General features: G+C 66.7%; 14 protein-coding genes. 5 read left to right on the top strand and 9 right to left on the bottom strand.

All coding sequences use genetic code 11. The features are described 5' to 3' along the window. The 3 genes from gad to AC3B5T_RS08900 form a co-directional block, all read right to left on the bottom strand. On the bottom strand, positions 1-1,425 hold the full coding sequence (gene gad, locus AC3B5T_RS08890) for a glutamate decarboxylase (RefSeq protein WP_055476056.1): 1,425 nt from the start codon (positions 1,423-1,425) through the stop codon (positions 1-3). Positions 1,426-1,470: 45 nt separating this feature from the next. Further along, positions 1,471-2,235 (bottom strand): MerR family transcriptional regulator, encoded by a 765-nt coding sequence (locus tag AC3B5T_RS08895; protein ID WP_055476055.1) that lies wholly within the window; start codon positions 2,233-2,235, stop codon positions 1,471-1,473. 79 nt (positions 2,236-2,314) lie between these two features. Continuing rightward, positions 2,315-2,821 carry a hypothetical protein gene (locus AC3B5T_RS08900; protein WP_197282786.1) on the bottom strand — a complete coding sequence of 169 codons (507 nt, stop codon included), beginning with the start codon at positions 2,819-2,821 and terminating at the stop codon, positions 2,315-2,317. A gap of 91 nt (positions 2,822-2,912) precedes the next feature. Here AC3B5T_RS08900 and tgt point away from each other — a divergent pair, with 91 nt between their 5' ends. Then, on the top strand, positions 2,913-4,187 hold the full coding sequence (gene tgt / locus AC3B5T_RS08905; protein WP_010844702.1) for a tRNA guanosine(34) transglycosylase Tgt: 1,275 nt from the start codon (positions 2,913-2,915) through the stop codon (positions 4,185-4,187). Between the two features lie 39 nt (positions 4,188-4,226). On the opposite strand, the gene AC3B5T_RS08910 is transcribed toward tgt, so the two are convergent. The 3 genes from AC3B5T_RS08910 to AC3B5T_RS08920 form a co-directional block, all read right to left on the bottom strand. Next, the gene (locus AC3B5T_RS08910; RefSeq protein ID WP_055476054.1) at positions 4,227-5,897 is read right to left on the bottom strand and encodes an HNH endonuclease signature motif containing protein; all 1,671 of its coding nucleotides are present in this window, start codon (positions 5,895-5,897) and stop codon (positions 4,227-4,229) included. Positions 5,898-6,734: 837 nt separating this feature from the next. Further along, the gene (locus AC3B5T_RS08915) at positions 6,735-6,938 is read right to left on the bottom strand and encodes a hypothetical protein (protein ID WP_084817292.1); all 204 of its coding nucleotides are present in this window, start codon (positions 6,936-6,938) and stop codon (positions 6,735-6,737) included. 98 nt (positions 6,939-7,036) lie between these two features. Then, positions 7,037-7,327, bottom strand: a complete 291-nt coding sequence (locus AC3B5T_RS08920; protein ID WP_488358525.1) for an MspA family porin — start codon at positions 7,325-7,327, stop codon at positions 7,037-7,039. Between the two features lie 177 nt (positions 7,328-7,504). Between AC3B5T_RS08920 and AC3B5T_RS08925 the strand changes: the two genes are divergently transcribed. Together AC3B5T_RS08925 and AC3B5T_RS08930 are read left to right on the top strand one after the other, a co-directional pair. Then, positions 7,505-8,080 carry a CGNR zinc finger domain-containing protein gene (locus AC3B5T_RS08925; protein ID WP_055476291.1) on the top strand — a complete coding sequence of 192 codons (576 nt, stop codon included), beginning with the start codon at positions 7,505-7,507 and terminating at the stop codon, positions 8,078-8,080. Next, on the top strand, positions 8,077-9,012 hold the full coding sequence (locus tag AC3B5T_RS08930; protein WP_488358526.1) for an EamA family transporter: 936 nt from the start codon (positions 8,077-8,079) through the stop codon (positions 9,010-9,012). Before AC3B5T_RS08925 ends, AC3B5T_RS08930 begins: the two co-directional genes overlap by 4 nt. Before the next feature lie 36 nt (positions 9,013-9,048). On the opposite strand, the gene AC3B5T_RS08935 is transcribed toward AC3B5T_RS08930, so the two are convergent. The 3 genes from AC3B5T_RS08935 to AC3B5T_RS08945 are packed head-to-tail and all read right to left on the bottom strand — an operon-like array spanning position 9,049 to position 11,227. Further along, a complete protein-coding gene (locus AC3B5T_RS08935; RefSeq protein WP_442902716.1) occupies positions 9,049-9,558 on the bottom strand; it encodes an SDR family oxidoreductase in 510 nt (169 codons plus the stop codon). 50 nt (positions 9,559-9,608) lie between these two features. Further along, a complete protein-coding gene (locus AC3B5T_RS08940) occupies positions 9,609-10,565 on the bottom strand; it encodes a carbohydrate kinase family protein (RefSeq protein WP_055476289.1) in 957 nt (318 codons plus the stop codon). Then, positions 10,562-11,227, bottom strand: a complete 666-nt coding sequence (locus AC3B5T_RS08945; protein ID WP_055476288.1) for a class II aldolase/adducin family protein — start codon at positions 11,225-11,227, stop codon at positions 10,562-10,564. Before AC3B5T_RS08945 ends, AC3B5T_RS08940 begins: the two co-directional genes overlap by 4 nt. 259 nt (positions 11,228-11,486) lie before the next feature. Here AC3B5T_RS08945 and AC3B5T_RS08950 point away from each other — a divergent pair, with 259 nt between their 5' ends. Continuing rightward, entirely contained in the window at positions 11,487-12,935 is a 1,449-nt protein-coding gene (locus AC3B5T_RS08950) for a hemolysin family protein (RefSeq protein ID WP_010844765.1), read from the top strand. Next, positions 12,928-13,941: a hemolysin family protein gene (locus AC3B5T_RS08955; RefSeq protein ID WP_055476287.1), complete on the top strand. Its 1,014-nt coding sequence runs from the start codon at positions 12,928-12,930 to the stop codon at positions 13,939-13,941. The genes AC3B5T_RS08950 and AC3B5T_RS08955 overlap by 8 nt, the downstream gene beginning before the upstream one ends. The last annotated feature ends 95 nt before the right edge of the window (positions 13,942-14,036 follow it).

Consider the following 14,036-nt stretch of genomic DNA (forward strand, 5'->3'; position numbering starts at 1 on the left):
TCAGTGGTGGAAGTGTGACCCGTCGCCCTCGCGCGGCATCGGGCTCTCGAGGCGGTCGAGGAACTTCACCTCGGTCTCGATGTCGGCGATGAGTGCACGCGCGAGATCGTGACTGAGCCCGGCGCGCACGACGATTCGTTGCACGGTCAGGTCGGCGAGGTCGTCGGCCATCGGGTAGGCGGGAACCAGCCAGCCCTTCATGCGCAGCCGGTCGGACAGGTCGTAGAGATTCCAGTTCTCGGTGTGCCCGGCCTTCAGTTTCCATGCGAAGACCGGGATGGTGTCGCCCTTGCTGACCAACTCGAGCCCGTCGATCTGGGCGATCTGCGAGGAAAGCCATTGCGCCACATCGAGGGAGCCCTGCTGGACCTGGGTGAAGCCGTCCCGGCCCAGCCGCAGGAACATGTAGTACTGCAGCAGGACCTGGGCGCCGGGTCGGGAGAAGTTGAGCGCCAGCGTCGGCATGTCACCGCCGAGGTAGGAGCAGTGGAACACCATGCTCTCCGGTAGTGCTTCGGTGTCGCGCCACACGATCCACCCGACGCCCGGGTACACGAGACCATACTTGTGGCCGGAGGTGTTGATCGAGACGACACGGTCGACGCGGAAGTCCCATTCGAGGTCGGGCTGGCAGAAGGGGGCGATCATCGCACCTGACGCACCGTCGATGTGGATCTTGACGTCGAGGCCGGTGTCGGCCTGGATCTCGTCGAGCTTGGCCGCGATCGCGGTCACCGGCTCGTACATGCCAGTGTAGGTCTGCCCCATGATGGCGACGACCCCGATGGTGTTCTCGTCCACGTACTTCTCGAGTTCGTGACCGTCGAGGACGAGGTGGTCGGGACTGATCGGCACCCACTTCGGCTCGACCTCGAAGTAGTTGCAGAACTTCTCCCAGCAGACCTGCACCGCCGTCGACAGCACGATGTTGGGCTTCTCGGTCGACTTGCCCTCGGCGCGGCGCCGCGTCTGCCAGTGCCGCTTGAGGGCGAGTCCGCCGAGCATGCACGCCTCCGACGACCCGATCGTCGAGGTGCCGATGGCATTCTCGACGTCGGGGTTGTGCCACAGGTCGGCGAGGATGCGCCAGCAGCGGTCCTCGATCGCGGCGGTCTGCGGATACTCGTCCTTGTCGATCATGTTCTTGTCGACGGTCTCGGCGTACAGCTTCTGCGCTTCGCCGTCCATCCACGTCGAGACGAAGGTCGCGAGGTTCAGTCGCGCATTGCCGTCGAGCATCGCCTCGTCGTGGACGATCTGATATGCCGTCTCCGGCAACAACATCGAGTCACTGAGGGAGAACTTGGGGAGCTCGGTGGCCTCGCCCGTCCGGGTGAAGACGGTCCGCAACGACATCGCATCGCCGATGTTGGTCGTCGCGCGTGCTCCGCCGGATTGGTTGTGGACGCCCTCGTCAGTGGTCATGAACAGGTAACTTAATCGACCACGACGCCCGGCGGGCGGCGATCTTCACGCTTGGCCCGCGTTTGCGCGGATCACCTCCCGCAGATACACAGCCAGGCCCGGAGCCTGGGCGTCGTAGTGTTCGGTGAAGCGCGGATCGGCGACGTACATGTCGGCCAGGCAGACCTGCATGTCGTGGTCGCAGTCGTAGAAGCGGCCGATCTGTGCACGGTGCTCCTCGGCGAGTGAATTCGCCTCGGCGGTGCCGGGTGTCACCCCACGACGCATCGCCTCGGCGAGACGGCGCTCGAGATCGTCGGTCTCGTCCTTGATCCGCTGCCAATCGTCCTTGGAGTACTGGGCGGACCGCTTCTGGCTCTGCGTCCACGCCTCGGTGTTCCCCCAGCGCTCCTCGGCTTCGGCGGCGTACTCGTCCCCGAGCCAGTCGTCCCCGAAGATCTCGGCCTGTTCGCTCGCCGACAGCGAGATGCCCTCGTTCTTGGCGTTCATCATCTCCTCCAGTGCTGCGACCATCCGGAGCAAGCGGTCGATCCGGTCGGTGAGGAGCGCACGCTGGGTCTGCAGATGACTCAGCGGGTCCGCATCGGGGTCGTCGAGCAGGGTCGCGATCTGCTCGAGGGAAAAGCCCAGCTCTCGATAGGTGAGTACCTGGTGGAGTCGTTCGACGTCGGTGTCGTCGTACACCCGGTATCCGGCCGGGGTCCGGCCGGATGGCACCACCAGACCGATCTGGTCGTAGTGGTGCAGCGTGCGGATGCTGACGCCGACCATGCCGGCGACGACACCCACGGTCAGCTCCCGGGCATCCATCTTCGAAGTGTGCTTTTCCTCGCTCACACCGACAACCCTGCTGCCTGACGTCACGTGAGGGTCAAGCCCATTGCGAGGATCAGGGTGCGAAACCGATGACCGCGGTGCCCTTCTGGCAGGCGGCGAGGACGCCTTCGAGCTGGGATGGTGCGCAGGTCCATCCGGCCACCGACTGCTGCTGGCCGCTCGCGATCTTCGGGCCGTACTGGGCGGCGATGCTCGTCGCCGAGTCGCAGGCGACGTCGCCGGCGAGGATCAGCACGCGCAGCGCGCCGTCGGGGCCGGGGATGGTGCCGCAGGTGGTGTCGGAGTCGTCGGACTGCGTCGCGCTGGAGGTCGGCGTCGACGACACGGGTTTGCGACCGGGGACCACCGGAGGCGAGGTGGCGGGTTGTTCTGCGGACTGTGGTCCCGACTCCGCGGCGCCGGCCTGAGTTGTCGACGACGCGGTGGTCATGTCCTGTTCCGCGCCGCATGCGAGGAGCGTCGACATCGCCGCGGCGAGTCCGACGGTCGCCGCGGCAACCCTGATCGATCGGCGAGAGTGGCTCGTGGTGGCACCGGTGGGACGAGTTCTGCGCGACATGGTTCACCACCGTAGCGAATGGGATGTCACCGGCCGAACGGGTCGCCGGTGTCTCGCGCCGGTTTGGGGTGGGCCCCCTCGACCTGCGAAGATGCTGGACGTGAGCAGTACCGGAACCGATATCGCCGACCCGACCTACGTCGTCGGCACCACCCTGGCCGGCACCCGCGGGCGCACGGGGACGATCACCACACCGCACGGACCGATCCGCACCCCCGCGTTCGTTCCCGTCGGTACCAAGGCGACGGTCAAGACGGTCCTGCCGGAATCTGTCTCCGCCCTCGGCGCCCAGGCGGTGCTTGCCAATGCCTACCACCTGTATCTGCAGCCGGGTCCCGAGATCATCGACGCTGCCGGCGGGCTCGGGGCGTTCATGAACTGGCGGGGTCCCACCTACACCGACAGCGGCGGCTTCCAGGTCATGTCGCTGGGTGCGGGGTTCAAGAAGGTCATCTCGATGGAGGCCACCGGCACCCCCGACGACGACCTCACCGCCAACGGCAAGGAACGGCTCTCGCGGGTCGACGACGACGGGGTGACCTTCAAGTCGCACCTCGACGGGTCGGCCCACCGGTTCACGCCGGAGGTGTCGATGCAGATCCAGCACCAGCTCGGGGCAGACATCATCTTCGCCTTCGACGAGCTGACCACGCTGATGAACACCCGCGAGTACCAGGTCAATTCGCTGGAGCGGACCCGCCTGTGGGCGATCCGGTGCCTCGACGAACACAACCGGTTGAGTGTCGAGCGCGCTCATCGTCCCCAGCAGTCGCTGTGGGGTGTCATCCAGGGCGCCCAGTACGAGGACCTTCGTCGCAAGGCGGCCCGCGATCTCGTCGCGTTGAGCGAGGCGGACCGCGCGGTCGGCGGAAAGGGTTTCGGTGGCTACGGCATCGGCGGGGCGCTCGAGAAGGACAACCTCGGTACGATCGTCGGCTGGGTGAACGACGAGCTCCCCGAGGACTCGCCGAAACACCTGCTCGGGATCAGTGAACCCGACGACATCTTCACCGCCATCGAGAACGGCGTGGACACCTTCGACTGCGTGTCGCCGACCCGGGTCGCCCGCAACGGTGCGATCTATTCACTCGACGGTCGATACAACGTCACCAATGCCAAGTACCGCAGCGACTTCCGGCCGCTCGACCCCGAGATCGAGAACTACACGTCGCAATACAGCCGGGCCTACCTGCACCATCTGTTCAAGGCCAAGGAGGGGTTGGGCGCAACCCTGGCGACATTGCACAACGTGTCCTTCATCGTCACCCTCGTCGACCGTGCCCGCGAAGCCATCGAGAACGGCACCTACACCGAGTACCGCGACGAGTTCCTGCGCCGCTACTACGGAGCTTCCCGGAATTCATGACCTCGCCCACCGCGTCGGTGTTGTCGTGACCGGCGGTGTCTAGAAGGGTGGCGGGTTGGCGTCGTTCCAGCGCTTCTCGGCGCGCTGTTGGCGTCGGAAGTCGTTGGTGCGCAACTGGTTCAGTGTGTCGCGTGCCGGGTGGTCGGGAGGCCGGCCGGGAGCGAGCCGGTTGAACAGGTCGCGTCCGTTGTAGGCGTTGCCGACGAACATGTGGCCGGTGGGTGTGGTGAACCAGGCCGTCAGGAACTCGTCCTGGTGGTCCTGCCAGCTGGTGAAGGTCTTGATCCGGTGGTGAAACCGGCACAGCGGTTTGAGGTTGCGCGCTTCGGTGCGGCCACCGCGACGTGGGTCGGTGTGGTCGAACGGATCGGTGTGGTCGAGGTCGATCTGCCACACCGGCGCATTGCAGCCCGGGAAGGTGCAGCACAACTCGCCCGCCCGCACCAAAGCCTGGAGCTTTCTCGACGGGGTGTACCGGGTCACTGAACTGTTTGCGGCGGGTCCCGGTGGCGCGTCGGGGTCGGCGGGGGTGGGCTGGATGTAGGTGCGTCGGGCTTCGGCGAGCAGCCGGCGGGCGGTGTCGGCGTCGATGATGCCGTGCCGGTCGAGGAACGCGGGGTCGTCGTCGAGGCCGATCAGCGTCGACAGGTTCACCACGATGTGGAAGGTCGCGCGCGGAGCGTGCGGCGGGGACGACGAAGCGGCCGGCTCGTGCGGCTCGGCGACGATCGCGTCGACGGCTGGTGCGTCGGCGAGAGTGTCGGTGTCGCCCCTGGTTTCGTCGAGCTCCTGTCCCGCAGTGGTGTCGGGTTCGGCTGCGGCAGCGTCGCAGTCGGCGCAGCGGCATGTCAGGGCGACTTCGCCGCGGGCGAGTGCTTTGAGGGCGTCGGCGCGTCGCATGGGCAGGGTGCGCGGGTCCCCGGGGTGCACCGCTGCGGCCATCGCTGAGAGGCGGGCGTTGAATTCGGCGGCGTCGGCGTCGGGCAAGGTACCCGAGATCCGGGATTGGCCGGGGGTGAACCGATCCGGGGTGATCGACACGTTGCGGTCGGCGTTCACCCGCTCTTTGCGTCGCCGGAGCGCATCAGGTGCCCACGCGGCGACGATGGCGTCGACCATGGCGGTGAAGCGTGCTGTGGACATGGGTGCGCGGGCGAAGATCGCCTCGGCGAGGTGGGCGTCCACTGTTTGCATCTCGTCGGCGTCGGTGATCAGGTCGGTGCGTTTGAGTGCGATGAGGAAGCGGCGCTTGTCGATTCGTCCGCAGGCCAAGGCATGTCCGGTGAAGGACAGTCGGTAGCGCAGGGCGTCACCGGCCATGATGAGGTCTTTCGCCTCGGCCGGGGTCACTGCGAGGGTGGCGCCGACTTCGGCGATGGCCTGCTCGAGCCCGTCCGGCCCGAACTGTTCGTAGGGGTCCTCACCGGCGGCCACCTGCGCCGACAACGCGTCGAACGCTTCGAGGGAGTCGAGTTCACCGCTGTGCACCTCGGCGCGCCGCTGGGCGTAGTCCATCGCACGTTCGTCGTGAATGAGGCTGGCCACGGTCATCATCCGATGCGCCGCCGACGCAGCCAGTCCCGCACAGTGATTCAGAACCTCGACGAGTTCGGCGGCAGAAAGCTCATTGTCGGCGCGCAGGCGCGGTTCGACGGAATCGCGTGATGCATCCACCGATGTGGTGGATTCCGCCCCCGCCCCCGATGACATAAATCCACTTTACTCGAATATACGTTCGAGTCAAGCGGTTTCTACCCCGAATCTCGCCCGGGGCCCATCGGGCGTGGATTTAGGCCAACCAGGTTGGCCATCCTGAGGGTAGCCCGGTTGGCCATAGCGTGCTCTCCATGCTGTCTACTCCGAACCACAGCATCCCTACACCGCAATTTGTTGCGATCAGCAGGGCGACCCACAGGTTGATGCGCCGCGAGAGATAAGCCACTGCGGCAATCCCGGGAATGGTGCAGGAGATCACGATCGAAAGCTCGAATGGAGGATGAAGTCGGCGCCGTACGCGAAACCACTGGAGTTACCGTCTGCACACTTGTCCCGGACAGCCTCATTGATCTCAAAGTTAATGATCCCGAGAGGGATTCCAATTGCGAAGGCCATCATCCACAGGGGAAGCCAGTGGGTCCTCGGCGTGCGCTGGATGCCGGGAGTCATCGGTGCCGGGCCTGGCCTGTGCTGTCGCCGTTTAGTTGTGCTCGTTCGATGTGCGGTCGATCACTCGGGTGATCTTATTGTTGACGTCGGCTTGGGTCAGGTCGGTGCCGTATTGCTGGGAGAGTTCGATTCCGGCTCTCATTTAGATGTCGTCTCCGCCGTCATGGGCCCCTGTGTAGGTGGGCACGCTGATACACGGCCAGCCGGCACCGTATTGGGCGCGCATCTGATCACATGGCGGGTCGGCGTGTGCCGTCGAAGAAGATCCGGTGAGTCCGGCTGCAGCGGGCATGGTCGCGCCGATGAGTGTGCCTGCCAGGGCGAGAAGTGCTGCCGCGGTGCGGACGCGGCATGTTGAGGTGTGGCTGGTGGGGGTGTGGGTCACTGGTTGCCGACGACTCTCGCGAGTATGGCGTCGGCGCCGGTCCAGAACCAGCGGCCGGCGATCGACATGAGGAAGAAGAAGCCGAGGTACACCGGGATCTGTCCCCATCGGTCGGCCCACTCGCCCAGGCGGTGGAGGTTGGCCGCGGCGGTGATCAGCAGCACGCAATTGGCGACGAACAACACGCCCCTGATCACCACAGAGCGCCGAGTTGACCTGTCAGCGGGCTGGTCCGGCGGAGGGGTGGTGGCATGTCGTGGTGTTCGGGTGCGGGTTTCGGAAGCGGTGAGGGACATGGCTACACGCCTCCCTTAGACGTAGTGGGTTTGCCGTAGACGTTGACGGTGTTGTCGTTGAGTGGGGTGGAGATCGCGACGGTGACGTAGGAGCGCACGGCGACTGGTCCGAGGCAGCCGTCGACCTTGACGTGCACACCGTCAACGGTCAGTCCGGCAGAAGGGCCGGCGAGTCTTTGTTGCCGAACGGGATGGCGGTCGTAGCTGCCAGTCCCGCTACCGGTGTCCGGTGCGACCCACACCGATGCCACCCCATCAGACGCCCCATCCAACGACTCGTAGTAGTGATTCACTATAGCGAACTTGCTGAGTTCACCACAGGCGGCTTGTCTGCGCAACTGCGAAGTGTCAAGGGCTGCAACTCTTTGCAACCGCAACAAGTGGGGGTTTCGTCACATCGTCGAGTCATCTTCGACGACTCCGGCGACATGTCCGAGGTGGCGGTCGCCGTAACCTGCTAATCTCATTTAATGGTTACTCAGCGTGCGGCCGACTGGGACCCTTCAGCCGAGGCGCCCGACGGATTGGAGCGCGTCCGCCGCTTCATGAACTCTCTGGATCTGTACCGCGACCGCGATCAGTTGTCCGACGTTGAACAGGCGCAACAACTACTTCACGGTCTACCCGACGTCGGCGGTGAGGTCAGGGCCGACAAGTCCGTGCTGCCCGAGGTTCGTCTGGCCCGCGCGGCAATGCGGCAACTCGTCGGGTGCACCACGCTGTGGAGCCTGCCTGAACACGACTCGACCCCGGAAGCGACGCCGGATTGGAGCACGAGCCCGCGACTCCTTGTCGGCGCGAACGGTTTTGCGTTGGATGGGCACGATCTGCACAGTCTCTTGGCGGAGATGACACTCGACTTGTACGTCGCTCAACGCGCGGGGTCGATTGGTCGCCTCAAGCCATGCGCCAATCCTTCCTGCCAATGGGTCTTCTGGGACACTTCGCGACCCGGCACGGGGCGCTGGTGCTCCATGCGTCTGTGCGGCGGTCAACACAAGTCGCGGCAGTTCCGCGCACGACGCGTTGCGGCGAGTCGCGAGTGAGTGACCCGTCAGTGGCGTCCGCCGGCACTCGCGGTTCCGAACCACCACCTGCCGCACAACGAACGCGTGCCCGGGTCTTCGGTGCGATCGCAGTATTCGGCTCCTGCTTCGCCATCCAAGGCTCGGCGGCAATGGCCTCGCCGCTCTTCGCCGAGATAGGTCCGACCGGCGTCGCCGCGTGGCGTCAAGTCATCGGCGGCCTGGCCCTGCTCGTTCTGCTACGGCCCACCCTGTCACGCCGCCCCCCGAGAACCTGGCTACTCATCGCCGGCCTCGGAACCGCAATGGCCAGCATGAACGTGCTCTACTACTTGGCCGTGGACCGCCTTCCACTGGGCGTGGCGGCCTCCCTGCTCTACCTCGGGCCATTCGTCCTGGCAACGGTGGCAATCCGAGACCGCCGCCAGCTCGTCTGGCCGATCCTCGCCCTGGCCGGGGTACTGGCGGTCACACGACCAGACCAAGCGATCGCGGGAACATTCTGGGGCGTCCTCGCCGGCGCTCTTGCGGCAGTCGCGCTGGCGCTCTACACACTGCTCTCGCACCGCCTCGGGTCTCGCGCCGGCTACGGAGAACTGGCGCTGGCCGTAGGGTTTTCCGGCTTACTGCTCACCCCCGTCGCAATAACCCACACGCCACCGAGTTCGAGCGGCATATGGGTGACGCTGACCGTCATCGGAGTCATCGGTGTCGGAGTCGCCTTCCTCCTCGACTACATCGGCCTACGGCTCGCCGGCCCGGTCGTCGTCGCCACCTTGTTCGCCTTCGATCCAGCGATCGGTGCGATGCTCGGCGGCCTACTACTGGGAGATCACCTCACAGCGATAACCCTCGCCGGTATAGGACTGATCATCGCGGCGGGCGTCGGGCTGACCCGGCCCACGCCATCACGCCTTGGACCAAGACCAAGACCGCCGTCACCGAAATCCTGACACGCACAGTGTCACCGATGTGCTGACACAGAACCGTCACCGACGTCCGAGGCGATGACAATTGCCCACACCGTCGAATCGCGTCAGCGGGAGTCCTCGGCGACCATCCGTTCGCGGATGCCGCCGGAGACACCCGTGCTGTCCGGGTCGGACCCACCACGGGGTGTCCACCGCCCACGGCATGATGGTGCCCACCTTGATGTCGTCGTCGCCGGCCATACGTAGCTCTTCGCTCAACGAGTGTCCGAGGCTGCGGACCGCCGCTTTGGTTGCCGCATAGGTGTTCTGGAGCGCGATGGGCACCGCGCTGTCGACCGAACCGACGTTCACCAGCGTGCCGCGACCACCCTGTGACCGGAAGACGCGCAGCGCCGCGTGTGCGCCGTAGATCAACCCCTTGAGGTTCACGTCGACGAGGCGGGCGTGGTCCTCGATCGGGATGTCCCAGAAGTATCCGACCGCTCCGACACCGACGTTGTTCACCCATACGTCGATGGAGCCGAAGCGGTCGAGCACCTCTCCCGTCCTGTCGGCAACCGTGGTGATCGCCTACCCGAGGGGGAGTCGGCGAAACCGGCGGTCGGTCGGGCGAGTGTTCAGTCGGCGGCGTGGGCCCGCCGAAATGTCTCGATCGCGTCGAGGTCGTAGGAGTTGGCGGCGGTCCCGATGCCCTGGGTGACGTGCGCGGCGACCGCGCAACCGAGTTCGGCGGAGTCGGCGAGGCCGAGCCCGCGGAGCCGGCCGGTGATGAAACCGGCGGAGAACGCGTCGCCGCAGCCGGTGGTGTCGACCACGTCCACCGAGTACGCCGGTAGTGCGATCGTGTCGTCGCCGGTCACGACCAGTGCGCCGTCGGCGCCGCGGGTGAGCGCGACGCATCCGACGCCACGGTCCACGAGCCCGCGTGCACCGTCCGTGAGGTCCTTCGAACCGGTCAGCCCACGGGTCTGTTCGTCGTTGGGCATCAGGTAGTCGATGTGGGGAAGCGCGTCGCCGATCCATTCGAGAAGCCCGGGGTCGCCACCCGACAGCAGGTCCGCCGACGTCGTGATCCCGCGGTCGCGGGCTCGGCTCAGGAGCTCGGCGGCCACCGGACCGCCGAGGAACTCGGGGCCGCCGAGGTGCAGGTGATCGAGCCCGTCGAACGCGCCGGGATCGAGGTCGGCGAGTACGAACTGCGCGTTGGCGCCGATGCAGTGCCAGGCGGGACGGTCCCCGTTGGGCCGCACGGGAATGACCGACGACGACGTCTGGACCCCCGCCTTCGGAACGAGCCCGCGTGTGTCGACGCCTTCGGCGTCGAGCAAGGCGGTCAGCGAACGCCCGATCGAGTCGGCGCCGATCGCACCGTGGGTTCGGACCGTGGCGCCGAGCCGGGCGAAGACGAGCGCGGTGCCGCCCGCGGTACCGGCTGCGGAGAAGCCGATGGACTCGACGAGCGCGCCGTCGGAGCCCTGGGGAATGGCCTCGATCCCGACGACGTGGATGTCGAGCACGTGGACGCCCACGGTCGCGATCGTGAGCGGGACGGTCGATGGCGAGGTGGGTGTCACGTGCGTTTCTCCTGGGGCGTCCCGTAGTCCAGTCGGATCGCCTGGGCGACGGTGGACTGTTGCTCGTCGGCGGTCAGCTCACGGGGCCGGCCCATGCTGCAGGTCCGGTGGAAGAGAGTGGCCAGCCACTCCAGCAGCAGCGCATTCTCCACGGCGTCGGCCAGGCTCGAGCCCCGTGCCACCGAACCATGATTCGCCATCAGCGCGACCTGGGTGTCGACCAGTGCGTCGGCGACGATGTCGGCCAGTTCCGGGCTGCCGAATGTCGCATACGGCGCGATCGGGATCGCGCCGCCGAGGCCGAGCTGCTGATAGTGCAGCACCGGCAGCGACGTCAGCCCGCTGACGCAGGCGACCGCGGTGCCGAAGGGTGCGTGAGTGTGCGCGATCGCCTGGGCACTCGTCCGCTCGTAGACGCGAAGGTGCAGGTCGAGCTCCGTGGACGGCGCGACCGACCCGTCCACGACGTCGCCGGAGAGGGACACGACTGTGACGTCGGCCGCTGAACAATCCGCGAGGACGACCCCGGTCCCGGTGATCGCGACGTGGTCGTCTACGCGGGTCGAGACGTTTCCGGCGGTGCCGATCAGCAGGCCTTCGGCGGCCAGACGTCGAGCGGCTTCGGCGACCTGCTCACGCAGCGACGAGGCGCTCATCGGCATCGCGTGTCGACCCCCCGGCCGACCCCGACGATCGCCGGCCGTCTCGCGGAACAAGCGGCGAGTTGGGTACGTTGGGACCTCATACCGGACATTTACCCACATGCCTCAGCGCTCGGCACCCGGTATGGAACACCCGAGCACCAGCGAGAGAGACGATGAGACGCGGAAAGCGCCGAAAACGTCGACGACACCCGTCGGCCCCCAGTTGTGAACTGAATGATCCGGGAGTTCCGCCCGGCACCGACACCGGGACGGTCACATGCTGACCGTCCTCGGAATCGGACTCGGAATCCTGGTGGTCTTCCTGATCACCGCCCTCACCGGTTACTTCGTGGCCCAGGAATTCGGCTACATGGCGGTCGACCGGTCCCGCCTCAAAGCCCGTGCCGAAGCAGGCGACGCCGCCGCGAAACGCGCGCTCGCCGTCACCCGCCGCACGTCCTTCATGCTCTCCGGCGCGCAGCTGGGCATCACCGTCACCGGCCTTCTCGTCGGCTACGTCGCCGAACCCCTGATCGGTTCCGGCGTCGGCGAGTTGCTCGGCGGCGTGGGCATCCCGGTGGGCGTGGGTGTCGCGATCGGCACGATCATCGCGATCATCTTCTCCACCGTCGTGCAGATGGTCTTCGGCGAGCTGTTCCCCAAGAACCTCGCCATCGCACGGCCCGAGCCGGTCGCACGGTCGCTCGCGCGATCGACCACGATCTACCTCGCCGTGTTCGGCTGGCTCATCGCCTTGTTCGACAAGTCGTCGAACGTGTTGCTCCGCGCGTTGCGCATCGAACCCGTCCACGACGTCGAGCATTCGGCGTCGGTGCGCGACCTCGAGCACATCGTCGCCGAGTCCCGGGACGCGGGCGACCTGCCCGACGATCTGTCCGTCCTGCTCGACCGTGTGCTCGAGTTCCCGACGCGCACAGCAGAACACGCAATGATCCCGCGCCCCAACACCGATCACGTCGACGCGGATCTGCCTGCCGGTGACGTGCTGACGCTGATGAGTACCGGCCACACGCGTTACCCCGTCCTCGCAGGTGGTGACGGCGAGGTGCGGGGCGTGATCCACCTGCAGGACCTCCTCGAGTGGAGCTACGCGCTGAAAAAACAACCCCCGCAGGCTGATCCGAAGGCCACCGCAGTCGACCTCAGTCGTCCCGCCGTCGTGGTGCCCTCGACGCTCCCGCTGCCCGAGGTGTTGGAGAACCTCGCGGCCGCACACGACGAGATGGCCGTGGTCATCGACGAATACGGCGGCTTCGCCGGCGTCGTGACCGCCGAGGACATCGCCGAAGAACTCGTCGGCGAGATCGACGACGAACACGACTCCGAGGCGACCGTCGCGATCGAGGAGAGCCCCGAGGGCTGGCGCGTGCGAGGTGACGCACACGTCGACGAGGTCTCCCGGACCGTCGGCTGGGATCTCCCCGAAGGCGACTACGAGACGATGGCCGGACTCGTGATCGCCGAGTTCGTCGGGCTCCCCGAGGTCGGCGACACGGTGACCATCACGATCGACCCCGACCCGTCGACCCTGCTCGACGACGACGAGGCGGAACCCCGCACCGTCCGGGCCACGGTGCTCGAGGTGGACAAGCGAGTGCCCGCACTGTTGTCGATGAGCGTTGCGCCGACAGAGAAGGTCACAGACGGGAAGACCACCGGCGCCGAGCACCCGGCCGAGAACGGACAGGAGGGCGACAATGGATAACCCGTGGGTCGTCGCGGCCGTCACCGCGGCCCTGATCGTGTCCAGCGCCTTCTTCGTCGCGGTCGAATTCGCCCTGATCGCCGCTCGTCGGCATCGGCTCGAGGATGCGGCCGCGACCAGCGGCAGCGCCCGTGCGGCGCTCCGCAGCGCGTCGGAACTGTCCGTACTGCTCGCCGGGTCGCAGCTCGGCATCACGGTGTGCACGCTCGCACTGGGCTCGATCACGAAACCCGCCGTGCACCACTGGCTCACGCCGCTGTTCGCCGGCTGGGGCCTGCCGTACTGGTCGGCCGACGTGATCGGCTTCGTCCTGGCCCTCATCCTCGTCACGTTCCTGCACCTCGTCGTCGGCGAGATGGCGCCGAAGTCGTGGGCCATCGCGCACCCCGAGAAGTCGGCGATCATGCTCGCCCTGCCGATGCGCGCCTTCATGTGGGTCACGCGCCCGCTCATCGTGCAGCTCAACCACCTCGCCAACTGGTGCCTCAAGCGCGTCGGTGTCGAACCGGTGGATCAGGTCGCGACCGGACAGGACAGCGACGCCCTGCGACACCTGGTGGAGCACTCGGCCACCGTGGGCACGCTCGACGAGCGGTATCACGCTCACCTGACGAGCGCGCTGGAACTGGAGTCGCTGACCGTCGGCGATGTCGTGACACCCAACGACCATCTGGCCGTCGTCGATCCGACCGCTGACGCCGATCGGATCCAGACGGCCGGCCGGACGTCCGGGCACCTACGACTGCTCGTGCGTGACGATGCGGCCGGTGCGCCCGTCCGCGGCGTCGTGCACGTGCGCGACAGTCTGAGTGCCTCGCCGGGCGCCACCGCTGCTGACCTCATGCGCCCGGTCCTGAGCGTCGAGTCGGCCCAGCCGGTGTACGAGACGCTCACCGCCATGCGGGAACAGCGCGCCCACCTCGCGCTGGTCACCGATGGCGGCCGTGCGGTCGGGCTCATCACCCTCAACGACGTGCTGCAGCGGTTGCTGGCCACCACGGCGTAGGAGGGTTGACGAGCGTGCGTCACTGGCCCTTCGTGGCTCGTCGCTTGCGCTCCTCGCACCTCAGGGACCAATGGGTGTGTGATCCTTTCGGATAA

The sequence above is a fragment of the Gordonia sp. G4 genome, from assembly GCF_057770005.1.